General features: G+C 40.5%; 33 protein-coding genes and 1 pseudogene. 16 read left to right on the forward strand and 18 right to left on the reverse strand.

The features are described 5' to 3' along the window. Nucleotides 1–161: 161 nt before the first annotated feature. Nucleotides 162–752, forward strand: coding sequence for a 2,3-diphosphoglycerate-dependent phosphoglycerate mutase (locus KUH03_RS27660; protein WP_120262010.1), 591 nt, complete (start codon nucleotides 162–164; stop codon nucleotides 750–752). Between the two features lie 94 nt (nucleotides 753–846). On the opposite strand, the gene KUH03_RS27665 is transcribed toward KUH03_RS27660, so the two are convergent. The 5 genes and pseudogenes from KUH03_RS27665 to KUH03_RS27680 form a co-directional block, all read right to left on the reverse strand. Then, complete coding sequence (locus tag KUH03_RS27665; protein WP_257087674.1) at nucleotides 847–1,710, reverse strand: nucleoside recognition domain-containing protein; 864 nt, start codon at nucleotides 1,708–1,710, stop codon at nucleotides 847–849. Between the two features lie 2 nt (nucleotides 1,711–1,712). Further along, nucleotides 1,713–2,033, reverse strand: a complete 321-nt coding sequence (locus tag KUH03_RS27670; protein ID WP_257087675.1) for a hypothetical protein — start codon at nucleotides 2,031–2,033, stop codon at nucleotides 1,713–1,715. Between the two features lie 161 nt (nucleotides 2,034–2,194). After that, entirely contained in the window at nucleotides 2,195–3,025 is an 831-nt protein-coding gene (locus KUH03_RS27675) for a FeoB small GTPase domain-containing protein (protein WP_306429814.1), read from the reverse strand. Next, nucleotides 3,022–3,141, reverse strand: a pseudogene (locus KUH03_RS49240) (ferrous iron transport protein A); the annotation flags it as partial. The pseudogene KUH03_RS49240 and the gene KUH03_RS27675, both read right to left, overlap by 4 nt. Before the next feature lie 322 nt (nucleotides 3,142–3,463). Continuing rightward, complete coding sequence (locus tag KUH03_RS27680) at nucleotides 3,464–4,126, reverse strand: metal-dependent transcriptional regulator (RefSeq protein WP_257087676.1); 663 nt, start codon at nucleotides 4,124–4,126, stop codon at nucleotides 3,464–3,466. A 117-nt stretch (nucleotides 4,127–4,243) separates the two neighbouring features. Here KUH03_RS27680 and KUH03_RS27685 point away from each other — a divergent pair, with 117 nt between their 5' ends. From KUH03_RS27685 to KUH03_RS27710, 6 genes are all read left to right on the forward strand, one after another. Then, complete coding sequence (locus KUH03_RS27685) at nucleotides 4,244–4,786, forward strand: carboxypeptidase-like regulatory domain-containing protein (RefSeq protein WP_257087677.1); 543 nt, start codon at nucleotides 4,244–4,246, stop codon at nucleotides 4,784–4,786. 29 nt (nucleotides 4,787–4,815) lie between these two features. Continuing rightward, nucleotides 4,816–4,932 carry a TonB-dependent receptor plug domain-containing protein gene (locus tag KUH03_RS27690; RefSeq protein ID WP_257087678.1) on the forward strand — a complete coding sequence of 39 codons (117 nt, stop codon included), beginning with the start codon at nucleotides 4,816–4,818 and terminating at the stop codon, nucleotides 4,930–4,932. 97 nt (nucleotides 4,933–5,029) lie between these two features. Continuing rightward, nucleotides 5,030–5,239, forward strand: coding sequence for a hypothetical protein (locus KUH03_RS27695; RefSeq protein WP_257087679.1), 210 nt, complete (start codon nucleotides 5,030–5,032; stop codon nucleotides 5,237–5,239). Next, the gene (locus KUH03_RS27700) at nucleotides 5,236–5,637 is read left to right on the forward strand and encodes a hypothetical protein (protein WP_257087680.1); all 402 of its coding nucleotides are present in this window, start codon (nucleotides 5,236–5,238) and stop codon (nucleotides 5,635–5,637) included. Before KUH03_RS27695 ends, KUH03_RS27700 begins: the two co-directional genes overlap by 4 nt. A 25-nt stretch (nucleotides 5,638–5,662) precedes the next feature. Next, nucleotides 5,663–6,553, forward strand: coding sequence for a TonB-dependent siderophore receptor (locus tag KUH03_RS27705; protein WP_257087681.1), 891 nt, complete (start codon nucleotides 5,663–5,665; stop codon nucleotides 6,551–6,553). Nucleotides 6,554–6,913: 360 nt separating this feature from the next. Continuing rightward, nucleotides 6,914–7,696, forward strand: a complete 783-nt coding sequence (locus KUH03_RS27710; RefSeq protein WP_257087682.1) for a S41 family peptidase — start codon at nucleotides 6,914–6,916, stop codon at nucleotides 7,694–7,696. 236 nt (nucleotides 7,697–7,932) lie between these two features. Here the strand turns inward: KUH03_RS27710 and KUH03_RS27715 are convergent, their stop codons facing one another. Beyond that, nucleotides 7,933–8,403, reverse strand: a complete 471-nt coding sequence (locus KUH03_RS27715) for an alpha/beta hydrolase (protein WP_257087683.1) — start codon at nucleotides 8,401–8,403, stop codon at nucleotides 7,933–7,935. Next, entirely contained in the window at nucleotides 8,400–8,921 is a 522-nt protein-coding gene (locus KUH03_RS27720) for an alpha/beta hydrolase (RefSeq protein WP_257087684.1), read from the reverse strand. The genes KUH03_RS27715 and KUH03_RS27720 overlap by 4 nt, the downstream gene beginning before the upstream one ends. Before the next feature lie 99 nt (nucleotides 8,922–9,020). Here KUH03_RS27720 and KUH03_RS27725 point away from each other — a divergent pair, with 99 nt between their 5' ends. Beyond that, nucleotides 9,021–9,365, forward strand: a complete 345-nt coding sequence (locus tag KUH03_RS27725; RefSeq protein WP_257087685.1) for a helix-turn-helix domain-containing protein — start codon at nucleotides 9,021–9,023, stop codon at nucleotides 9,363–9,365. Nucleotides 9,366–9,464: 99 nt separating this feature from the next. Here the strand turns inward: KUH03_RS27725 and KUH03_RS27730 are convergent, their stop codons facing one another. After that, nucleotides 9,465–9,800: a hypothetical protein gene (locus KUH03_RS27730; RefSeq protein WP_257087686.1), complete on the reverse strand. Its 336-nt coding sequence runs from the start codon at nucleotides 9,798–9,800 to the stop codon at nucleotides 9,465–9,467. 516 nt (nucleotides 9,801–10,316) lie between these two features. Between KUH03_RS27730 and KUH03_RS27735 the strand changes: the two genes are divergently transcribed. Further along, a complete protein-coding gene (locus KUH03_RS27735) occupies nucleotides 10,317–10,517 on the forward strand; it encodes a hypothetical protein (protein WP_257087687.1) in 201 nt (66 codons plus the stop codon). Between the two features lie 12 nt (nucleotides 10,518–10,529). On the opposite strand, the gene KUH03_RS27740 is transcribed toward KUH03_RS27735, so the two are convergent. Together KUH03_RS27740 and KUH03_RS27745 are read right to left on the reverse strand one after the other, a co-directional pair. Then, complete coding sequence (locus KUH03_RS27740; protein ID WP_257087688.1) at nucleotides 10,530–10,886, reverse strand: hypothetical protein; 357 nt, start codon at nucleotides 10,884–10,886, stop codon at nucleotides 10,530–10,532. Nucleotides 10,887–10,938: 52 nt separating this feature from the next. Next, a complete protein-coding gene (locus tag KUH03_RS27745) occupies nucleotides 10,939–11,880 on the reverse strand; it encodes a hypothetical protein (protein WP_257087689.1) in 942 nt (313 codons plus the stop codon). Nucleotides 11,881–11,974: 94 nt separating this feature from the next. On the opposite strand from KUH03_RS27745, the gene KUH03_RS27750 reads away from it, so the two are divergent. The 4 genes from KUH03_RS27750 (at nucleotide 11,975) to KUH03_RS27765 (ending at nucleotide 14,199) form a co-directional block, all read left to right on the forward strand. Then, nucleotides 11,975–12,220 carry a hypothetical protein gene (locus KUH03_RS27750; RefSeq protein ID WP_257087690.1) on the forward strand — a complete coding sequence of 82 codons (246 nt, stop codon included), beginning with the start codon at nucleotides 11,975–11,977 and terminating at the stop codon, nucleotides 12,218–12,220. 232 nt (nucleotides 12,221–12,452) lie between these two features. Further along, nucleotides 12,453–13,316 carry an alkaline phosphatase gene (locus KUH03_RS27755; protein ID WP_257087691.1) on the forward strand — a complete coding sequence of 288 codons (864 nt, stop codon included), beginning with the start codon at nucleotides 12,453–12,455 and terminating at the stop codon, nucleotides 13,314–13,316. Nucleotides 13,317–13,363: 47 nt separating this feature from the next. Continuing rightward, on the forward strand, nucleotides 13,364–13,753 hold the full coding sequence (locus tag KUH03_RS27760) for an alkaline phosphatase D family protein (protein WP_257087692.1): 390 nt from the start codon (nucleotides 13,364–13,366) through the stop codon (nucleotides 13,751–13,753). 32 nt (nucleotides 13,754–13,785) lie between these two features. After that, nucleotides 13,786–14,199, forward strand: coding sequence for an alkaline phosphatase D family protein (locus tag KUH03_RS27765; RefSeq protein ID WP_257097389.1), 414 nt, complete (start codon nucleotides 13,786–13,788; stop codon nucleotides 14,197–14,199). A 94-nt stretch (nucleotides 14,200–14,293) separates the two neighbouring features. Here the strand turns inward: KUH03_RS27765 and KUH03_RS27770 are convergent, their stop codons facing one another. Together KUH03_RS27770 and KUH03_RS27775 are read right to left on the reverse strand one after the other, a co-directional pair. Further along, nucleotides 14,294–15,055, reverse strand: coding sequence for a glycoside hydrolase family 27 protein (locus KUH03_RS27770; RefSeq protein WP_257087693.1), 762 nt, complete (start codon nucleotides 15,053–15,055; stop codon nucleotides 14,294–14,296). Further along, on the reverse strand, nucleotides 14,986–15,465 hold the full coding sequence (locus KUH03_RS27775) for an alpha-galactosidase (RefSeq protein ID WP_257087694.1): 480 nt from the start codon (nucleotides 15,463–15,465) through the stop codon (nucleotides 14,986–14,988). The genes KUH03_RS27770 and KUH03_RS27775 overlap by 70 nt, the downstream gene beginning before the upstream one ends. A 451-nt stretch (nucleotides 15,466–15,916) precedes the next feature. Here KUH03_RS27775 and KUH03_RS27780 point away from each other — a divergent pair, with 451 nt between their 5' ends. Further along, nucleotides 15,917–16,195, forward strand: coding sequence for a DoxX family protein (locus KUH03_RS27780; protein ID WP_257087695.1), 279 nt, complete (start codon nucleotides 15,917–15,919; stop codon nucleotides 16,193–16,195). Between the two features lie 498 nt (nucleotides 16,196–16,693). Here KUH03_RS27780 and KUH03_RS27785 read toward each other — a convergent pair whose 3' ends face one another. Beyond that, a complete protein-coding gene (locus tag KUH03_RS27785) occupies nucleotides 16,694–17,011 on the reverse strand; it encodes an AraC family ligand binding domain-containing protein (RefSeq protein WP_257087696.1) in 318 nt (105 codons plus the stop codon). Between the two features lie 383 nt (nucleotides 17,012–17,394). Between KUH03_RS27785 and KUH03_RS27790 the strand changes: the two genes are divergently transcribed. After that, nucleotides 17,395–17,763, forward strand: coding sequence for a hypothetical protein (locus tag KUH03_RS27790; RefSeq protein ID WP_257087697.1), 369 nt, complete (start codon nucleotides 17,395–17,397; stop codon nucleotides 17,761–17,763). Between the two features lie 5 nt (nucleotides 17,764–17,768). Further along, nucleotides 17,769–18,770, forward strand: coding sequence for a hypothetical protein (locus tag KUH03_RS27795; protein WP_257087698.1), 1,002 nt, complete (start codon nucleotides 17,769–17,771; stop codon nucleotides 18,768–18,770). 376 nt (nucleotides 18,771–19,146) lie between these two features. On the opposite strand, the gene KUH03_RS27800 is transcribed toward KUH03_RS27795, so the two are convergent. The 5 genes from KUH03_RS27800 to KUH03_RS27820 are packed head-to-tail and all read right to left on the reverse strand — an operon-like array spanning nucleotide 19,147 to nucleotide 23,222. Continuing rightward, nucleotides 19,147–20,085, reverse strand: a complete 939-nt coding sequence (locus KUH03_RS27800; protein ID WP_257087699.1) for a hypothetical protein — start codon at nucleotides 20,083–20,085, stop codon at nucleotides 19,147–19,149. Next, nucleotides 20,067–20,387, reverse strand: coding sequence for a hypothetical protein (locus KUH03_RS27805; RefSeq protein WP_257087700.1), 321 nt, complete (start codon nucleotides 20,385–20,387; stop codon nucleotides 20,067–20,069). The genes KUH03_RS27800 and KUH03_RS27805 overlap by 19 nt, the downstream gene beginning before the upstream one ends. Before the next feature lie 11 nt (nucleotides 20,388–20,398). After that, nucleotides 20,399–22,486, reverse strand: coding sequence for a TonB-dependent receptor (locus KUH03_RS27810; RefSeq protein WP_257087701.1), 2,088 nt, complete (start codon nucleotides 22,484–22,486; stop codon nucleotides 20,399–20,401). Beyond that, nucleotides 22,471–22,701 carry a TonB-dependent receptor plug domain-containing protein gene (locus KUH03_RS27815; protein WP_306429815.1) on the reverse strand — a complete coding sequence of 77 codons (231 nt, stop codon included), beginning with the start codon at nucleotides 22,699–22,701 and terminating at the stop codon, nucleotides 22,471–22,473. Before KUH03_RS27815 ends, KUH03_RS27810 begins: the two co-directional genes overlap by 16 nt. Next, complete coding sequence (locus KUH03_RS27820; protein ID WP_257087702.1) at nucleotides 22,698–23,222, reverse strand: carboxypeptidase-like regulatory domain-containing protein; 525 nt, start codon at nucleotides 23,220–23,222, stop codon at nucleotides 22,698–22,700. Before KUH03_RS27820 ends, KUH03_RS27815 begins: the two co-directional genes overlap by 4 nt. Nucleotides 23,223–23,237: the final 15 nt, after the last annotated feature.

Genomic DNA, 23,237 nt, shown 5'->3' on the forward strand with positions numbered 1-23,237 from the left:
ACAAAAGACCGCAAAGTATTATTTTGTCTATAGATAGCTACAAATAGAAATGATCTGATAGGGGATTATCTATGCAATACCCCTTCAATAAATCTCATTGCTGTGCTGGTTATAAGTTTGCTTCGGGTAGCTATCCGCTAAAACAATAAATAATAGGAGTAATGGTAAAATTATTTTTAGTCCGTCACGGACAATCGCAATGGAATCTTGAGAACCGTTTTACCGGTTGGCAAAATATTGATATCACAGTCTTGGGACAACAGGAAGCGCGACAAGCTGGGAAAGCGTTAATGAATGAATCAATCGATATCGCATTTACTTCTACACTAATTCGTGCCCAGCATACTTTGCAAATTATTCTTGAGGAAATCGGAAAGCCCAATATTCCGATTATCGTTGATGCTGCACTGAACGAGCGGAGCTACGGAAACTTAGAAGGACTAAATAAGGATGAAACCGCTGAAAAATATGGTGTGGAACAAGTCCATATCTGGCGAAGATCTTTTGATGTAGCTCCTCCGGGCGGTGAAAGCTTAAAAGATACCTACGATCGAGTGATACCGTATTTTGAGAATTTCATACAGCCAGAGTTGGACGCAGGTAAAAATGTTCTTATTGTCGCACATGGTAACAGTTTAAGAGCGCTCATTATGTATCTGGAACATCTCACCCCAGCGCAGATCCTTGAGCGAGAAATAGCGACTGGAGATCCCATCACTTATCAATGGGATCACAATAATAAAATCATATAATAGTCGGATTTTGTCGCTAAGGTTTAGTTCGAATAGACTGAACTGTTTGCAAACAATCAGCACGGTATATGGACAGGCATCATAGGTCAAAAGATTAGGCAAAAAAGTGCCAAACTTTTGTTACCAGGAAGCATACAATCAGGCCATAAAATACGGGTAGCAATGTCGCTACTGCGGTCCATTTGCGACTTCCTGTTTCCTTATAAATAGTGTATATTGTCGTGCTGCAGGGATTGTGTAGGAGACTGAACAGCATCAAATTAATGGCGGTCAATGTTGTCCACCCACCCGCATGTAATAGGGTAGAGACCTCATTTGCTGAGCCTTCAAACAATACACCCGTACCAGCTCCGGTACTCCCTACCGTGAGCGCAGTTAACATGAGTATGGTCGGGATAACAATTTCATTCGCTGGAATGGCAACGATATAAGCCAATAAAATAACACCATTTAGACCTATAAATAAGCCCATCGGGTCGAGGCCATGAATGAGCCAGAGCGCGATATTTTGATCAGCGATATGAATGTTGCAGATCAACCAAATAATTGCACCAGCGGGTGCAGCAAAAATGATAGCCCGCCATAAGACGATCAATGTGCGGTCTATGAATGAGCTGTATAATGTCTGAAAGAATCTCGGCGGGCGATAAGGGAGGAGTTCCAGCGTAAAGAAGGAGGATTCTCCCTTGAGCAATGTTTTTGACAATAGCCAGGAGGTGAAAAATGTAAATGCAATACCAAGTATCGCAATGAAAATTACAGCAAACATGGCCACTGAACCAGACCATTTGGAGGGGACTAAAACACCTAAAAAAGACTGGCGATCAAAATGTGTGGGCCATCTTCCATTGCACAGCGAGAAGTTATTGGTGATGATAGCAATTAATTTTTCACGTGGACTGTTGATGATTCTTGTCGCAACAACGCCGGCAGCATTACAGCCAAAGCCCATACTCATGGTTAGTGCTTGTTTGCCATGAGCACCCGCCTTTTGAATATCCGGTCTAGATTGAATGCAACCCTAGGGAGGTACCCAAAATCTTCCAACAATGTAAATAATGGAAAGAAGATCGCCATCGGTGGCAGCATGACCGATACGACCCAGGCTGTAGCCAGATAGATCCCGTCAATCAGAAACCCACCTAGCCAAGCAGGAATACCCATGTCTGTTGACGTATCTTTTAAAAACGTATAAACATGATCGAGCAATAGTGTTGACAGCATTTGTGAAGGATAATTTGCCCCTGTGATGGTGAGCCAAAGGATTAATCCGAGCAGCATAAACATAATCGGAAATCCCCAGATGCGGTGGGTGACGATATGATCGATACTGCGGTCTACTCGAAATGAATAGCTTTCCGAATCTGTAGAAACATGTTCTTTTACCAGTTTGCTCGCTTTTGCATAGATCGCTTCAACCAGCTCATTTCGATAATTATCTCCTAGTTTAAACCGATATGCTGTGGCGTGATGTAATATGGGGCTAAGTTTTCACTGCCTATGGAATTGGATAGTTGCCCTTTTTGTAAGGCATCAATAATGCTTTTATCATCTTCGATCAGACGCATGGCCAGCCAATTCGTGTTGGTTAGCGTGCTGTCCAGCGTGTGGAGATGGTTGGCTATTGTCGCAACAGCGGTGCCGGTTTGCTTTGTCAACTGAAAAGAGGTTGTTTTTGTGGGGAGAAAATTACCGTCGGCCACTTGATGAATGGCCGCCAGGAGGTCTGAAAGGCCTTCTTTAGTGCGGGCGCTGGTGGAAATAACGGGGATGCCGAGATCCTTTGATAGGGTTCGTACATCAATCTCTATCCGATGACGTCGTGCCTCATCCATCAAGTTGAGGCATAAGACCGCTTTGTTGCTAATTTCGAGGATTTGAAGAACTAGACAGAAATTGCGTTGCAACCTGCTGGCGTCGACAACAATGACGGTGACATCGGGTTGGCCAAATAGGATAAAATCTCGGGCGACTTCTTCATCTTCGGATGTAGAAAGTAAGGAGTAGGTACCGGGAAGATCAATGATTTTAAATTTATCACCTTTATGTGAATAACTTCCTTCAGCTCGCGTAACAGTTTTGCCTGGCCAGTTTCCCGTATGTTGTTTTAATCCCGTTAGCGCGTTAAAAATTGAACTTTTGCCTGTATTGGGATTTCCCGCTAAAGCAATAGTGTAGGTGGAATTTCCCGAATTTGCTCCCCATTGCTTTAGATCCGAAGTGGGATTCAGCTGGCAGGTTTCGCATGCAGTATGTTTTTCATCGTCATCTATTTATGGGTAATCAATACCTGTAACGAATCCTCTTTGCGAAGTGAAATCAGGGTGCCGTGTATATTATAGGCGATCGGATCACCTAGGGGACTTATATTCTGGATGCTTATTTCAGCGCCCTGACAAAACCTAGATCAAGCAAGCGCTGTCGGATTTCCTGGCGACAATCTGTCGCTATTCCCGCGATGCTTGCAAGCTCTCCTTTTTTAATAACCCCAATGTGATTACCTGATTGTTTATCATTACTTATTTTGTTTTTAGTTTTACTAAATTATAAAATTAGATTAGACTAACAAAATGTAGCGTTATATTTTAGTCAAAAGATGCAAATGGGTAATGTGCCGAAGAGGTTTTAGGGCTATTAGAAAAAAATGGGAGTCCTATGTTCAGACTCCTGGGAAGTATGGATGGGTGACCCGAAAATACAGAGAGTTATTATTAAGAAATGGGGCGTACAAGTAGTGTAGCGGTTACTTTACTACTGAGTACTGCTGAAGTTCGATCGCCATAACTGACTGTTATACTGTTGTCGAAGGGTTCAATGGAAAGGATGGTTAATGTTGTGCCCAATTCGAGATCTTTGGCGCTCAGGTATTGTAACAATTCTTTGGAAGAGGGTTGTACAGCCATTAACGTCACTACATCTCCAGTTTTGCATGTATCGAGAAAGATATAGCTTTCCGAACGCATGACTCCATTATGGTCAGGAATCGGCGAGCCATGGGGGTCTACTGTCGGATAACCCAATAATTGATCCATCTTGGTGAAAAATTCAGGTGAATGGATGTGCTCAATCTGTTCCGCGATTTGGTGAACCTCGTCCCATGCAAAACCCATTTTTTCAACGAGATACATTTCGGTAAGTCGATGTTTGCGAATGATAAGTGCAGCTTCTTTTTTTTTTCCTTCTTCTGTAAGTTTGAGGGGTTTGTAGCTTTCGTAATGGACCAAACCTTTTTCGGATAGTTTTTTCATCATGCTATTTACCGTTGGCATTTTGATTTCCAGTCGTTTACTGATCTCGTTGACGCTGGCCTCGCCTTTTAGGTAAGTCAGATTGTATAATGCCTTTAAGTAGTTCTCTTCAGTCTGTGATATCATAGCCCAAATTTAATAAATATTAGTCTCGTCTAATAGTAATGTTAGAAAATATTTTGTTAGTATAATCTAACTTATTAGATTTGTAATTCTAAATTTATAATTAATCAAAACAAAACAATGATGACGGGATCCAGAGTTCTCTTGACAACAGTATTCATGCTGATCGGATTTATTTCCTTTGGGCAGACAGGTAAGGTAGTAGGTAAAATTTATGATAGCAATGGACTTCCGCTGAAGTCGGTATCTGTGGCTATCCCTCTTCTTAAGATGAGCACCAAATCCAATGAGCTTGGAAAATTCGCATTGGAAAAGATTCCCTATGGTACTTGGGAAGTAGAAGTGAAGCATATTGGTTTTAATGCTTATCGCGATTCGATCAGGATCGAACATGTATCTGAGACCAGGGATATCCGTTTAGATGGTTCCATCTTTTTATTGGATGAAATTGTGGTCACTGGAACGAAGACATTTAAACGAAAAACTGAAAGTCCGGTGATCGTCAATATTTTGGATAGTAAAACCCTGGACAACCTACAGGTATGTAATCTTTCGGAGGGACTGAAATTTCAACCGGGCTTGCGGGTGGAAACAGACTGTCAGACCTGTAACTACACCCAATTGCGGATGAATGGACTCCAGGGGGATATTCGCAGATACTGATTAATGGGCGGCCTATTTTCAGTCCTTTGATGGGGCTTTATGGGATGGAGCAACTGCCGGTCAATATGATCGAAAAGATTGAGGTGGTCCGAGGTGGAGGTTCTTCGTTATATGGTTCAAGTGCCATAGGGGCACTGTCAATGTGATCACCAAATTGCCGAAGCAGAGTGGTTATGAAGTCAATTCTTTTACCAAAGCATTGATGGAAAAACAAGCGATTTTAATCTTGGCGGAAATGCCACCTTGGTCAATGAAAAGGGGAACGCAGGAACATCCTTTTTCTTCAATAAGCGCGATCGCGGTTTTTACGATGCAAATGGTGATAATTTTTCGGAAATACCTAAAATTGAAAATACCTCCTTCGGTATCAACTCATTCTATCAATTTTCTGAAAATCAAAAATTGGAAGTCTCCTTGAGCAATCTGAACGAATATAGATTTGGGGTGAGATGACGAAAAAACCGGCCTACCTTACACTTCAGTCTGAGGAACGTACCCATAAAATATGGATGGGAAGTGCGGATTATCAGATTAATTTTAATCAGGATAAATCTTCATTGATCTTCTATACAGCTTTTCAAAATACCAATAGAAAGCATTATACCGGAATATTCCCAGATAGTCCGGAAGAGATCGAAAATCACCTCAAAAATCCGCCTTATGGCGATTCAAAGACAACAACATTACAGGGCGGTTTTCAATTGAACCATGAGATTAGCAATTTTTTGAACCATCGGAATGTGCTGACGATTGGATCGGAATATGTGTCCGATAAGGTTTACGATGAAATTCCGAGTTATAACTATTTGGTCGATCAGCATACGAAAGATTGGGGAGTTTTTTCAGAGTGACTGGGACTTTGCGGACAAGTTTAACTTGCTCTCTGGTGTTCGTGTGGACAAACATAATCTATTGGACAAAGTGATTGTCAGCCCACGTGTAGCACTGTTATATAAGCATGCGGCCAATACGCAGTTTCGCCTTAGCTATGGAACGGGTTTTCGGGCACCACAGGCTTTTGATACAGACCTTCATATTGCCTTTGCGGGAGGTGGTGTTTCACGTGTTCAATTAGCTCCAGATCTTCGGGAGGAGCGATCAAAGAGTTTCAGCGGCTCGGTAAACTATGATAAAGCCACGGAGAAATGGATTGCGGGTTTTACATTGGAGGGATTCTATACACAACTGAAAAATGCCTTTGTACTTGAGGAAATCGGTACGGACGACTTTGGTAAGGTGTTTGAAAAACGTAATGGGAATAATGCGAAGGTAGCGGGGACTACACTTGAATTGCGTGCCAATTATAATAAAAAGGTGCAACTGGAGACCGGCTTTACCTTGCAACAGAGCAAATATGAAAATCCTGTATCTTACCTGGAGGGTATAGAAGCTACTAGATCATTCTTGAGAACACCAGATGAATATGGTTTTGCAAACCTCAATATTACACCGAATAAACGCTGGACAATCAATTTGAACTATGTGTACACGGGTAAGATGAAGATCGCTCATGCTGGTGGTGCGGACAATTTTCCGGAAGATCAAATGGTTCATACAAAGGCATTCTCAGAGGTAAATAGTAAAGTGTCACATACTTTTAATCTGTCAAAATTTAAAAATGTGATCGAAGTTTATGCTGGGGTGAAGAATATTTTTAACGCTTACCAGCATGATTTTGATATAGGTAAAAATCGGGATAGCAATTACATTTACGGTCCTAATATGCCCCGAACTTTCTTTGTTGGGTTAAAGATAAAGACACCCTAGGTAAATTGACAGGGCATTATACCGGATCTGTGTAAAACATTTCAATCTTGTTACGCTTAGAGAAATATTTTTAAACTAATTTAGTGCTATCTCATTGGAGGGATAATTATTAACCAGATGCAAAAGAAAATAGTCCTTTTTTACTGATTTTAACCGGTTTTTTTGTCCGGTCCTATGCCCAGGTCTCATCGGTGAACCAGCTTGCCAATGCATTTTTAGATACTGTCCAACGGTATGCTTATCGTGGATCGTTGATCAAATGGGATTCTATCCGGCCAGTTTTTATTGAACAGACAAGGACCATATCGGATATTAATGCCTTGGAACCCCATTTTAAAAAAATCTTAAGTCAATTAAAGGATGGTCATTCCAGACTTTTTTTTTGAGAAAGCTGATCAAAATAAGGAGGCTGAACAGGAGTTGTTTGTAAGAATGGCCGGTATGACCGATCAGGAGGCCGGTTTTCCACCCAAAGTTTTTAATCATTTTATGACGAAAGACCGTTATGCCTATATTCGGATCCCAGCGGTAGTTTATGAGCAACGACGATATGTGGACACTATAGGAGCACAGCTAAAAATATTGGACGCACAGCAGCCAAAAGGCTGGATCATCGATCTGAGAGAAAACGATGGCGGGAGCATTTTTCCGATGATCTGGCACTTTGCGGATTTGATCGATGTCGACAGCACTTATTCGGTTGTGGATAGAGCGGGTGTTGAATCCAAACAAAATGTACGAATGAATAATCTGAATGATCAGGATCAAAAATGGGCTAAGTTATTTGACCTGGAATACGATAAAGTGCCACCTATTGCTTTAAAAAATAAAAATGTGCCTATTGTGTTATTGGTCAGTCGGTTTACATCAAGCTCAGGCGAGTTTTTTGCGGCTCATTTTAAAGGGCAGAAAAATGCAACCGTCATCGGGCAGACAACAAGTGGTCATACTTCCGCGAACGAGCAATTCGCAGTTGGAAATAATTACATGATCAATTTGACAACCAGCGTCATTAAAGATCGTACAGGAAAGCTTTACGGAATAGGAGAAGGTATCAAACCCGATGTTCCTTTGGTAATTGATTTTGCCAAAGTCTTGGGGATCCCGAGATCATTACTTTCGACCAGCTTAGTCAAGCTGTAAAAGAGGCTACTCCGGTATATATCCAACTGGCTACTGATTATATGAAAAAGCAGGGAATGTAAATCTCCTTTATACTAAAAACATGGGTTATCCAATTATTTTGAATAGCCCATGTTTTTAGCTCTGCTTATATACCCGGAGGATTGTATTCATCAACTATTCGGCTTTCGGTCATCGTGTTTTCTTTTACGAAACAGCGTCCACACCCAGCAATTAGTCCATTAAAATCCGATCCGTCAGAAACCTGGTGAATTTATCCGTAAGTGCAGACGGGAATAAATCAAACACATGTAATGCTCCAGGACAACCCATAGTTCTGTTGTTACTCCTGCCTGGTATAATTTCTGGGCATAGTCGATACCCTCATCGCGCAGTGGATCCAATTCGCAGGCTACAATTGTGGTTCGTGGCAGATATGTAAACTTATCAAAGTGTGTTAGATCTGCATATCGAATGCTTTTCTTTACATTGTTTTTACCGAGAAAATGAGCCCATGCAATCTCAGCATATTTTTTGTTCCAGAGTGGGGCATCGGTAAATTCCTCCATAGAGTGTGTATTAAGTTTGTTATGGATGACAGGGTACAGCAAAAATTGATGTTTTATGTTCTTTATATTGTTATCTACAGCCATTTGGGTGACGGCAGCGGCTAGATGGCCACCGGCACTGGCGCCGTATACCGTGATCGCATCTGGATGGATATTCAAAATCTTTTTCCATCTCTAATTATCCATTGTAGTGCGTCAAAACCATCTGTGACAGGTACGGGAAAGGGATATTGAGGGGATAAACGGTAATCTACGGATATAATGGTGGCTTTGGCTGCCGTTGCAAGCTGAAACATCTGCCCGTCAACTTGTTCTGGTTGACCAAAAATATATCCGCCGCCATGGAAATAAAGAATGACCCGTTCAGCGCTATAGTCTTTGGGCTGATAGCAGTGTAGCCTAATATTGTATTTATCTATTGTACTTTCGATAAAAATATCGCGAACCTGAATATGAACTGGTTTTTGAATAGGATTGTTTCTTATAAATTCGGCTCTTTCCTGCTGTATCGCTGCCGGATTATTCAGGAACAGGGAGCTATCAAGCTCAAGGGATTGCGCGGTGCCTTCAATACTTGCCTTTAGTTCGCTATTGATTCTATTTAGATCGAGTTTATTTTGTGCTGTTGCCATAAGAAAATGGGATAGAATGATCGTCAAAAAAATAAGTTCCTTCATTTACAGAATAAATTTTTGTGGTGTTTTTGTAAATTTAGATACCTCAGCAACTGTTTGCAAATAAACAGCCTGTTGTATGAAACATACAAAAATGTAAGTATGACTAAAATTAAAAAGACGTCAACAAATTTTGAGAATAAAAAAACGTTGGAAAAAGATTGTGCTGAAATCTATGCGATTAACTTGATCAGCGGTCAATGGATTCTGTGTATTTGCTACCACCTAAAGAAAGGTCGGCTGCGATTTTCTGAACTGAAAAATAGCATTCCCAATATTACAGAGCGTATGTTGACACTCCAATTAAAGAAGATGGAGGGTAGCCGATTAATCCGAAGAGAAGTATATGCACAGGTGCCGCTAAGAGTTGAATATGAATTGACCTTATTAGGCAAAGGGCTTCTGCCCATATTGAGCCAATTGGAGGGCTGGGGAAGGAGCATATGAAAGCAGTGCAAGAAGATTGAAGCGTTTAAAGATTCAGAAACAAAAAATCCTGCGTGAACATAAAGTTAGCAGGATTTTGTTGTTTCTGAATATCAGTTTTTATTTCAAAACGAATTTGAATCCCAATGAGAAACGCGAGGCCTCGAAATTCGAACCATGCGATAAGTTCCACCAAGGTTTCCAGTCAAAATGCATTGCCAATGGCGCTGAAGGAATTCTAAACTCTAAACCCAAAGCTGGACGGATTGCAAAATGCGTGTGTGTGTTTCCGTCTTTCCAATGGTAGTCATCATCCCAGTCGCCATGCCATTTGCCATAGTCGATAAACGAAGCCTGAGGACCTACGCCAACATACCAAGATAGGCCACGGGTTCCCCGTATACGTTCGTTGTACGAATAGTCTACACCAACAACTGTAATGTTATCTCCGAACAATACTTGTGCATTTACGGCATCATTTCTGCCAAAACTGTGTTTTATCTGTGGACCGAATAGTGTTTGGCCATCGCCAAGGTCGATACCTAGACCAAGGGCTGTACGATAAGGTGTTTGTGCATTTGCCTCTCTATTGATGACAAATAAGAATGTAAAAAGTGTCAGAATAGGTAGAAGTACTTTTTCATGATATTTTAAAAAATGTTAGTGTTAAGTTTTCGAATTGAAAACTTTCGCTGTTGTAACAAATACTTTGCCAAGCCTTGGTTTTTCATTCGTTTAAAATGTTTTGTCTCGTTAACTGTTTTATTATAAGTGTATTATTTTTTTTTATTCCACTCTTGATCATTTATGCTAATTTTTTAGCCTTTTATTTCTATTGAAATTGAAAACTGAGGAATTCAACTCACCTTGCTGAAACGATATCCGCTTGAACATTGTTCATTTAATAAGTAAAAGGATAGAAGAACTTATTGGACACACAAGCACGGGTAGCACAAGCTTAAATAATTTACTATGGAACATACTCAAATCAATAGAAAGAAAATAGAACAATGGTTGGCAGAAGGTTATGACGTCTTACAGGGTGGGAAGCTGTTAAAAGTCGAAGGAGATTTGCCGGAGTTTTTGGAGCAATTTGCTGATGAGGCCAAGCCAAAGACCTATCTGCTAAAGGAATTAATTACTTGGCCGGAAGCGGAACTTAAAAAATTATAGGAAATGCGACAGCTAAGAATAGCTGAGAAAAAGATTGTTTTCCACAGTTTTGAGAGGCAGAAGAATCTGATTTCTGTGGTTTCTAATCGTAATATAGGATAGAAACTTAACAGTTATAATACGCTTCAGGTATCGAGACTTTTTATGCGTCCAATTTTCCAATGTGATTGCATAAGGATCCAGTTCGTAGGTATCGGCGTCAAAAATATAGTTATAACTGCCATTGATTAAGTTCGCACGAAGTATGGCATAGCCGGGGCCTTTTGCAGGTAGGACATTCTCAATTTCGAAGAAATCAATGTCCTCGATATCGTAAATTAGACTTGTTTTCCTTCCAGCAAAGCCAATTTTATTATTTTTCTTGTCCAACCAGATACCGCTTGACTTTCCCAGTTGTTGTTGTATGCTTGTGGGAATATTTTTACAGCAGCATTTTTGCGGAAATCCTCCTTAATGTCCCACTTGTTTTCAATTTGACAAGTTCGGTCACTTCGATGAGCTGATCGTATGCAGGATTTTCCAAAAGAGCGGGGTAATCACGCTGGTTGTAAAAATGGAGGGAGGTACCGCCATCGTCGTAGTTGCTCTCATCATCGTAGGTATAACAGATGGAGGAGGAGATGTGATCACCAAAATCAAAAGATAAATAGCATTGGTCTTCTCTTTCATAACCATAATCCTCCGCGTCATAGTCTTCGCCATCTAACCAAAGATCGCGGAGGTCTTTGTAACTTTTATCTGTATTGGACTCGTCATAAATAGTGATAAAATACTCTTGAATTGGTACATGCGGTGGAATATCATCACAGTAAATTTCCAGTTCTTTCAACCATAGATTGCCGATACGAACCGGGTAATCTATTTTGAAATAGAGTGTCCCATATTCGCTTGCATATTGGTGTCCAATACCGAGTTTTTCGATGTCGGCATAGCTGATATCCCAAGAAATAAATTGCGTTGGTTCGGCATAAACCTCAAAACCTATATGGTCATCTTCAAAGTCCCCGGGTAGAATATTATAGTTGCGAGTTTGTTGCTGGATCCAGATTTTGGCCTTGCAGTCCTGTTTTTGCTTAATGGTATGAAAGAATAATGCATCATCAAATCCAAATTGCTCGGACAACTTGGGATAGACCTTCGAAAAACCTTGTGAACGAGCGGGAATATAATGCTGATGATCGTCAAATAGAAATAAGTAGGGATCTCCAGCTAATAATTGAACGTATGCATAGCGCAATTGAGATAAGTTGACCTCTTCTTCGTTACCATGATCGAGGTAATGTAAGCGATCGCCATCCAGCCAGATGCGGTTTTTATCATTTTCTTTTGGGAAATTGGAGCTATTCTTGAAAAAATTAAGCATGTTCAATTATCGTTTTCGATACGCTAATTTAAGATTTTAAATTCAGCTAAAATAGAACCTGTATCATGAATCTGTTGATCAATATCAGTAAAAAATGCTACCTGAATCAGTAGAGGCTGGTAAAGCTGCCGGTATAACAGATATTGATGTATTGGAGGCAACAGATCATTGTACAATATCACAGGGACAAATTGTGGGCGGTGCCAAGTGTGTTGTATACTCCCGTTTAAGTATTGGAATGGGCTGGGATGGCTTTTATCTCGCCGGAATATTGTTGACACGACCGATTTTGGTGGTGATCGGTGATAAGTCGGGCGGTTTTGGTGCATTTGGTTTTTAATTTACTTGTTCTTGTTAAGAGCATTGACACCAGGATAATTTCAACTATTATTACACTAAAGCTATCTAATCGGAGAAAATAAGAATAAAGTATCCCATCAACAAGTTTGACAAATTAAAAAAATGAGTAGGTCATCGTATAGTTTATATATAATTGGAAAGATAAAGAATAAATAAAATTGGCTTAACATGTAGTTTCCGGTGGCGCCGTATTTTCACCTAAAAAAGTAGAGATGAAAAATAACGAGCAAATTAACCGGAGGAGATTTCTTAAAAATTCATTAATTGCAGCAGGAGGGGTTTTTATAGCACCGCTTATTGAAAGCTGTTCGGATGACCCTACAGATATTGATAGCGCACCAGACAACCTTAAAAATGGTGGCTTTGAATCTGGAGTTGCGAGCTTTGACCCCTCGGCAACCGGGATAATCATCTGGACGAGATATTCTGTAGAGACAGATGCTGAAATTACCTGGGAAATAAGTAAAGAGAATAGCTTTTCGGAGATCCTTCGAAGGGGACAGGTGAAGGCCGATGTTGCCAATGATTTTACATTGGCCATTGATGTTCAGAATATCGCATCCAATACAAAATATTATTATAGATTTTATAATGCCAAGACTAAAGAAGCAAGTGTTGTTGGTGAAACATTAACGCTTCCTGCTAAAACAGATAATGTCAATGAAGTAAAAATGGCTGTGGTATCTTGTTCTAATTTTCCAGCTGGACTTTTCAACGTATATGGGGCGATTGCAAAATCGGAGGCTGATGTTGTTGTACACCTCGGGGACTACATTTATGAGTATGCTCCTGGTCAATATGGCACCAATCCCTATACCAATGAACTCGGCAGAGCCCATAAACCGGCTAAAGAGATTGTAAATCTCGCAGATTACAGAGAAAGATATAGACAATATAGAAGTGATAAAAATTTGCAGCTTCTTCATCAGAAAAAACCATTTATTTGTGTATGGGATGATCACGAACTTGCCGATAATGCATACCGATCCGGCGCTGAAAATCATCAGCCAGAGGAGGGAAGCTTTGACACCCGTAAAATGGCTGCTTTTCAAGCTTATAGTGAATATATTCCCTGAAGACAGGCAAGGACCAACGTATTTATAGGAGTTTTACCTTTGGTAATTTGCTCTCACTCTATATGCTGGATACCCGGATAATCGCACGGGATAAACAATTGGATTACACAAACTATATAGATGGAAGCGGAAACTTTAAACAGACACAATTTCAGACTGATCTGCTCAGTAACAATAGAAAGTTGATAGGTGACGAACAAATGACTTGGTTAGGAGCTCAGATTAACGCTGATACGACAACATGGAAAGTGTTGGGGCAACAGATCCTTATGACTAAGATGCTGATTCCTGCGGAACTCTTGATGTTGCTGAACCAAGTGATGACTGAAATAGCACATTTTGGAAATGCTCAGCCATCTACAATGGCTGCACTTTCAGCTGCAATAGGGCAGTTGGTCATCCTAAAAACGAGATACCTGCAAAAGATCCTACACTGACACAGCAGGACATCGCAAGAATTACAACGGTACTGCCCTATAATCTCGATGCATGGGATGGCTATTTTATGGAAAGAGAGCGTTTATATTCGATTTTAGCAGGTAAGAAGGTCGTCGTATTGGCTGGCGATACACACAATGCATGGCTAGGAAAATTGGCAGATGCTCAGGGTAAATTTATAGGAACAGAATTGGCCTGCAGTTCGGTCTCTTCACCTGGATTAGAGAGTTACTTGGGAATTACCACAGATACTAAAAAAGCAATGGAACTTGCTCAGGCTTTTTCTGTATTAATTGATGAACTAGAATATGCCAATCTTTATAAGAGAGGGTATCTACAAGTGAAATTTACGGCCGCCACGTCGCTTGCAGAATGGAGATTTGTGGATAACGTCATTTCAGATAGTTATACTGTTACGACGGAAAAGACGTATACTATTTCCTAGTAAGAGCCTCAATAATAACCAGTCTCCAAGCAAAGTAGCTCAATCTCTCAACGAAATGGGCTAAGTGTTTGGAGACTGTCTATATACATGATGTTTATTTCGTTTTTAGCACCACAATACCATGTGGCGGAATGTGTAATGTTTTGATGTTGCTCAGTCTTCCCAAATCCTTCTTTATCCAAAGATCACGTACTTTGGTATTCGGAGAAATTTGAAGCTTTTTACTGTCCAGATGATAATCCACAGCCTTATCCGATCTGTTCAGCATAGCGATAGCGGTATTGTTTTTACCCTTTAGTTGCTTCATCCAAAGATCAACCGTACCGTCATTTCCTATAAATACAGCTTGTTTAAAGGCTGTGTCCTGATTTAAGGCAATCAGTTCTCGGTTCGTTAATATGGCAATGGTTTCCTTCGACATTTTGGTGAGGTCGTTCCCAGCTAGAAGTGGCGAATTCAGCATACACCACATGGAAAAATGTGTTTTATCTTCTTCGTAAGTCATTCCTCGGCCTACCTGCAACATATCCATATCATTATAATGGCCGGGGCTGCTGTATTGATTCAAATTTTTGTTGAGATCAATAATAGCTAAAACAGAACCGAAATTGTTTCGAATATCCTCGGATATCCGCCAGGAGTCCACTAGTTTAATAGCCCATTCGCCGGGAAATTGCCAGCGGCAGATATTGATCCGCGCATTGGGCTTAACCCCGCGTATGGCGGAAATAATCTTACTGTATTGTTCCTGATCATTTAGTTTCATTTCCAGTCCGCCACACCAATCTATCTTAATAAAATCAAAGTTCCATTCTTTGAAGAATAGTTCAGCATCCTGCTGCTCATGTCCATACATTCCTGCTCCAATACCTTTTTATCGTTATCCCAAATCGATCCGCAGGTATTTCGCCCTCCTTCGGAATATAAACCGGCTTTTAATCCTTTCTGATGGAGATATGCTGCGATGGAATCCATGCCATTCGGGAATTTAGTACTGTCCACGTAAAGTTTTCCATGACTGTCCCGGCCTCCAAAATAACCGTCATCAACATTGATATAGCGATAGCCCGCCTGATATAGGCCTGTTGAGATCAAGGCGTCCGCCTGTTGTTTAATCAGGTTTTCATTAATGTGAATACGAAAGTTGTTCCAGCTACTCCAGCCCATAATAGGCGCTTTATTTTCTTGTCCGACTACATTAAGAACAAGTAATTGCACGAATAAAACACAGGATAATCTCAATGTTCTGATGTTGGATAAATACATGTTTTTTTGTTCTAAGATAACACTAAATAAGTTCAAATGCACAATGAAGCACACATTGGGTGTGTATGCTGAGAAAAAAAAGCGATGCTCCTTATCTAATAAATTGAACGTACAAACCAATAAAATGCAAAATATCGGATGTCAATCTGCATCGTTTTGTATAACGATATCCCCTATCTGTAGGTCTCATTTTTTTATTTCCAGGGACAAATCGAGTTCTCAATCGTCTTATATAGATACGTCTGACACAAAATAGATGTAGGTCAAATTTTTTAATTATAAACGATAAATCATGAGAAACAACGATGTAAAAGGAAAGGTCGTTCTGCTCCAAACAATAGTCATAGTACTGTTGTTTGGATCTTTAAAGATGTAAAATGATGGTATTGAAAATTATAAATGTGATATTGGTACTCATCGCAGTTGCCATGGGTTTCAAACAGGGTATGCCATGGTTTCTGGCAAACAGGAAATGTTGCAGCTGTTTGGTAATTGGGGATTCAGTAAGACTGCAGTATGTATCAATGGTCTTGTCACAATTCTTGCAGCTATTCTGATTCTGTTTCCTAAGACATTTGTCTGGGGCAACTTTTTAATGGCTGCAACAATTCTGATGATTATTTGTTTCCATTTGGTAAATAAAGACCTAAAGGGCGTGGTCATTGAGTTACCGTTCCTAATGCTCAATTTAGTTATTATTTATTTGCAATATCCGTTTAAGTCTAGCTGATGAAAGATGGAGCTATACCTCTTTTTGAAATTGCTGCGGAGTAAGTCCGGTATTTCGTTTAAAAAACGATTGAAGTTCGATGGGTCCGAAAAACCAAAAGCATAGGTAATCTCTTTGGCTGATTTTTTTAAAATTAGTTCTTTTTTATTTCCGATATCAATTTCTGATGGATCATTTGTTGAGCCGATAAACCACTATATTGTTTGCATAGCCTGTTAAGTGTTTTCGGGCTGATATTGAGCAGCTTCGTGTAACTGCTTATATTATGGTTCATGGTATATTCTTTTTCCAATAGAAGCTTGAACTTTTGGAAATCTGAATGAATGACACCATTGTCTTGAAGGTTATATGTTTTTGAATAAAGGCGATTTATTGTTATGAGTAGCTGATATAAAAGAGCTCTTATTAAATGATCGCTATCATGCAAGAGACAGGAAAATTCTCGCGTTATTGTTTGAATCAGGTGGAGACATTGATTGAAAAAATATTCGTCCGGTTTTAGAGCAGGAGGTTGGATATATTGATGGAAGAATTGAAACCTATAGAGGAACAGATTATCGAAAAAAATAGATCAAGAAAGTCTTTTTCAAAAAATAGGACATAACCAGTTATATCCTTTTCAATTGCCCATCTTCGCGTCTGTCCAGGACTGGTAAAGACAATGCTTTCCTTGGAAAGTGAGATTGTTTTATCACCAATTGATAATGTCCCAGTTCCTTCTTCTATAAAAATAATCTCATAGAAACTGAGTTGATGCAATGAGTCATCTAAAACATAATTTTCTAAGGTTTCAATGCGACCTATATCGAATAACAAATGTCGATTATATTTATATGGGAGAAAATGATATGTTTTAATTTTCTTGCTATTGTTGGTCCTTTTATCCATTGATAATCAGTTTTTCGTTGATCACTGATACAATATAGCATTTATGTTCCTTTGATAACAGCTGAAAGTACATAATTGTTAAGGTATTAATATTTGGTATTTAAAAACAAATGTTTTTTCTATGGAGGAATTAGTGTAAAATCTAGAAAAAGCCGTTTCAGCATCAAATGGGATACCCCAAAAAACATGGATTATAAATGACCATATTTGCCATAAAATGACCATTTAGACGAATAGATATCCTGTAATTTTGATGATAATCAAATTCAAATTCAAGACTTATGAAGTTGAGGTATCTAATCATCCTTTTCATGCTTACAATAGCAGCGTCGGATATACTGGCGGAGCAGTTGTATGTTAATCCCAAGACTGGAAATGATCTGAATTCGGGAGAAAAATCAGATCCCCTAAAAACTATTTTAGCAGCGGCAAAGCGTATAAATTCAAATCAAGAAAAGGGAGCCTCCACGGTCGTACTTTCCGCTGGTATACACCTGTTAACCGAAACGGTTTTATTTTCCAATAATAAATATACAGCTAAAAATCGTCTAACAATTCGCGCCGAACTTATGCCTGATGATGAAGGTTGGACTCCACAGCAGATGCCTGTGATCATGACAGCTGTGCCATTAGTTCCCGGATTTGGTGGAATGGAGGGTAGGGGATTCAACCCGAGGTAAACCATGTGACCATTGAGGGCATACGATTTACGGGGAGTCCGGATTATTCCTATATGGATGAGGATAACTCACGCCGCTCGTACCCGATATGGCGTGATGGTAAACAATTGGACGACTTGCTTGTCACACAATGTCTTTTTGTGGGTGATATTGATGTGTTACCATTACATGTGGGTGTTATTGCTAATGGATACGGATTAATTATTGACCACTGTGTATTTTCCAATTGTAAAAATCCAGTTGTCTTTTGGAAATCTGAGGGACAGGCAGGAAGCGGTAATGCCATGCGGTATTGTCTGGTATATGGTAGCTACTTTAGTGGAGTCTGGACAACAAATGGAACCAATGGGGATACTTTTGAATTCCATCACAATATTATTGCAAATAGTAGTACGGTATGGGTCAGGGAGAAGGGGAGTACAAAGCAATACAAAGCCTTCGATTGTATTTTTTCTGACTATACCAATCTTGCTGGATATGGAAGTGGACCTTTGAGAGGTGACAATCCCACTTCGTCGGACTTTTTAACAATGGAAAGAGTGACTCTTTCCGGAGACATACAGATTGAAAGAGATCAAAGTAAAGCAAATTATCTTCAATTGAAGATGGGATCTTTTGGTTCGGATCTAGGTGCTGGACTCTTTAAAAAAATAAGTAACAGAAAATATATATATGTTATGTTAAAGTTCCAAATTTTGTGTACCCTACTTTCATCATTTCTTCTAGATGCTTACGTTGTAACAGGTAGATTGGTGGATCATCAATATAATCCCGTTAGCTATTTTGTAGTTCATGTATATAAGTCTAATCAACAGAAAGAGAAGCTAGACAGATTGCGGGTAGACACCGTACATCATCAGAATGGAGAATTTAAAATCGGCGAATTAAACAGTGGACATTATCTTTTGGAGATTGACGTGCCCGATTATACAGGATATACTGTTGCTATTGATATTAAAGACCGGAATCGCTCCTTACCAGAAATTCAGCTACAGCCGACAAGATAAATAGGTGATGTTGCTTTATTTAGCACAAGTATGCTTATTATGGGGGACTTGTATGACATCTGTTCTAAAGTTAAGTGTTTATTCAAAACCTAGATTACCTTTTATCAATAACTTACACACTTATCGGGATACTGCCATACGATCGTTACTATCATTTTGTATGATAGTAACGATCGCAGAAATAAGGGGATTGTTGAATTATATGAGGAAAATCTTGAAAAATGTAGTACCCTCTAGATTTATTCATAATGTTAAGGCCGTGTAGAATATCTCATTCTCACGGCCTTATTTAATCTTTTTCAAGCTATACCCGTCGAATCAACGATGGCACAGATTTACGTGCAATTCGGATATGATCTACCTGGGTAGGATGAACTTAAAACTGTGTTTCAATTTCGGGTATACCGATCCATTGCCATTTGCGCTGGGTGAAACCTGGATTGACATCACCGTCAATTTTAAACCTTCTCAGATCGATGATACGTGTACCACGCCAGGATAAAAATATCCGGCGGACAACAACGATGTCATTCAGCGTTAGGGTTGTGGATGGTGTATAATTGGATGCTCCGGAGGTATCATATTTTGAAATAACCGAATTAACAAGTTCCACGGCATTACCCGTAATCAGTCCGCGTACAATCAATTCGGCACGGATCAATTGCATTTCATCGAAATCGCTGACAAGCAAGGGATCTCTTTCCTTAAACAAGGTCAGTGACCAATGTCCTTTGGCTGCTTTTACAACCGGAACACGGGCTTTGTCAGCTATGGTTTTTGATGCGGCAACCAAACTTGGATCAACGGCCGCATCTCTTGAGTTGATATTTAATGCATTAAAGAAACCGTTGCTGACAGTACCTACGGTATTCAGAAAGCTGAAGTTTTCCGTTGCAGTAAACGACTGGTTGATATGCTGCACAGCCAGGGGATAATTGCCAGTATGGATTCCCAGCTTTGTCAGTAGGGCATGAAGCAATCGTTTCTCGGTATCGCTGGCAGCAGGAAGTGCCTGTTGCCAGTAAGTCTGTGCTTTGGTATAGGCTTCCTGATGACTAACCTCTTTGTGGTCAGCATAGACAGAGTGGCTGCTATTGCTGACACTGAAATAATCCGCCATTAGCAACCAGGCATAACCGGCATGTAACCTTGCATTGACCAAAGCCGCTTGTTTGATCTTGATGCCATCTTCATCCGTTGGATTTAAAGATTCTGCATTGGCAATAGCATCTTCGGCACGGGCACGGTAGTTTTGCACATTGGACCATACACTAAAGAGTGAAGTGTTGTCCGGAGTTAATTTATCTTCATCCAATTCCTTGTAAAAGGAGAGTTTGGAACTGCGGTAGGGACAATTTCATCCACAATAGCACCGGAAGCGACCAACAGGTCTGACGCGGATGTTGCTCCCGCGCGCCATACACCGGCGATGACAGGACCATAGACATAAGCACCTTTTTCGATACGACCGAGCATAGCGATGTTGTTTAGCTGTGATTCATCAATGGTGTTGTCCGGCAACTTGGTGTCGTTCACCCACTTGTCACAGGAGGAAAAGGAAAGTACTGCCATACAGACGAATCCTGCTTTCCAAATATCTTTTATTTTGATAGACATAATTATCATTTTTAAAAACCAATATTTACACTCATAGCGTAGCTGCGTGGAGCCGGTACCGCAGTCCAGTCGGATGATAGATAGCTGATACCACGGGTACGTTTACTACCGCCCTGTGAATCTATTTGTGGTTCGATACCGCCGTAGTTGGTCGTCAGCCACAGGTTGTTTCCTGTTAATGATAGCACGCAGCTTTTGAATAGACCATTGGTTTGTTTCTTGGCCCAAACACCTAAATCATAGGAGATGGTGACATTGCTCAAACGGATGAAATCGGCTTTCTCAATAAAATTACCACGGGGGCCAGCATATTGGGCAAGTTCATTTGCTGTTGCAATATACTCCGGCGTGCCTGGTGTCTGCGTGGCAAGCTGTGCTTTGAGATCCTCGCTTGCCTTGAAGTTATTCCCTTGGCTGGCTACATTTCGATTGGAGATATTATAGACTTTAGCGCCTTTTGAATAGTTGAACAAAGATTGGATACGGAGGTTATTGACTAACTGAAGATTGAACCCAAATGATCCATTATAGGTAGGGAAAGGTTTGCCCAAAACCTGCGGTGCGCTTTCTTTAGCACCTGTATATACGCCGTTGCTATTGAAATTGGCACCTTCGGATACACCTGTATAGAACGAGAATGCTGGAAGTCCCGGACGGATCAGATTGACCGTGTTGATAATGTCATTTCCACCTGAGCTGATGACTTTATTGGACTGGTGATTGAAAATAAAGAAGAGATCCAAACTATTTTTCTGATTACTGCTGGTAAATACGCGGCTGTTATAAGTCAGTTCAATCCCTTTACCACGAATTTTACCCACATTTTCGGGATAGTCCCCACTCAAGCTTGAAGGCCAACCCAAAGAAGGCAATAATGTGGTATATACTATTGCATCGCGTGTGTTTTGCAAATAGTAGGTAAAGCCCAAACGTTGTTTGAAAAAGCTGAGATCCGTACCGATCTCAAACTCACCGGTGCGCTCTGGTTTGATATCAGGATTACCTTTGCGCAATGGTCTAACCAAGGTACCAAACGAAGAGTTTTCAATAAGATAGGCTGTCTGCGCATCATTTGGATACGGTAAACGACCAGATTCACCATAAGCGGCTCTTATCTTCCATTCATCGATCTTACCTCGCATAAATTCAAACGGTTTCACATTGTAGGCAACACTCACGGTGGGGTACCAGATACTGGCTACATTCCGACCAATCATATTGGATACGTCTCTTCTAACACCGGTATTGATAAATAACTGATTGTTGTAGCTTAAAAATGCCTCACCATAGATACCATGGGTACGTTTTTCGAAATAAGTATCTGTTGTACCTAAGATCTCAGCTGCTGAGGAGATGTTACTGATGCCTGGTACTGCAAAATTACGTATGCTGATACCACTGACAGTTTCGGTAGATTTAGTCAACTGAGATAATAAGGCTAGATTCAGTTGCCATTTATCCGCTAGGGCAAAGTTGCGCGACAACTTGACATCCCAGTTGATATTCTGGTTTTTACGGTCACTGACCTGTTTGGCACCCGTGCTGTTTGTACCCTGTAGGTAGCCGTAAGGAAGATAGTTCAACCCATCGATCCGATTTAGGTCAAGCCCCACAAGACTTTCCAGCTTGATATTAAAAGGAAGCGTATAGTTTAATTTGACATTTCCTGTAAAGCGGTCATTGGAATAGCTTTTCTCAATGGCACGCCAGGTTTCTTCGGAAATAAAAGGCCAGGGCGTCTGATCGCGCATTAGATTCCAGATGGCATCATCACGTCCCGAAGCTGACTGTGGGATGCTCAGTTTACCTTTGACATAGCCAGCGGTGAAGCCCAGTTTGAAATTGTCTTTAGTAAAATCATATCCTGCACGAAAGGTCTGTCTATTGTCTTTGTTTCCCGGAACAATACCTGAGGTAATATTAGAATTGGCCGAAAAGAATAGACTGTTTGCCTGATCAAACTGTGCCGATAAATTGGCGTAATACTGATTTTGATGACCGCGGTCAAAAAAGTTATTCAGCGCATCGTTGTTGACATATTTTGTGTATTTATTGGCGAGTTCGCTGAAACCGCCGGTATATTTTACATTGACAGCCACGCCTTTTTGCCGCTCAGGCCACGTTTGGTCTGGATAATAACAACACCGTTAGCTGCCTCTGCACCATAGGAAGCTGCTGCCGCCGGTCCTTTGATCACATCGATAGAAGCAATATCGTTCATCGGTAAGTCATTCAGCGCACTCATCGCTTCTTGTGAGGAATTTACATCAGCAGTATTACTGCTACCGTAGCGTACCCCATCGATAAAGATCAGGGGATCCGTTCCATACTGAAGGTTGCTGCCGAACGAATATCAAAACGGATGGGCATACCTACTTTTCCGTTGGTATTGTATACTTGGGCGCCGCTAATTCTTCCGTTTACCAGTTCCGCTAGAGAAGAGGGATTACTTTTTGCGACAATATCTGCGGCATCAATATGATCAACATTGGTACCAATTGCGCGTTTGCTCCGTGAATTGGCCAAACTTGCTGTGACCAATACTTCGTCCAGTGCAACACCGGATTCAAGACTGATCTCGACTTGTTGTCCTTCCTGTACCTTGGCAAAATAACGCTCGTAGCTTTTATAGCCAACCATTTTAACCAGTAGGGTCTCCCCATTGTGAAGTACAAGACTAAATTTTCCGTTGCCATCGGCGACAGTTCCGCCTTGAGGGCGCTCTTTGATGATAATACTCGCTCCCGGTACGATCACACCCGTGCTCTTGTCATGCACGATACCTTGAATATTTTGCGCTTGAAGGGCAAAAGAGGAAAGCAAAGTGATGCTCAAAAAGTAAAAATTCGA

The organism is Sphingobacterium sp. E70 (assembly GCF_019285695.1).
Taxonomy (GTDB): Bacteria; Bacteroidota; Bacteroidia; order Sphingobacteriales; family Sphingobacteriaceae; genus Sphingobacterium; species Sphingobacterium detergens.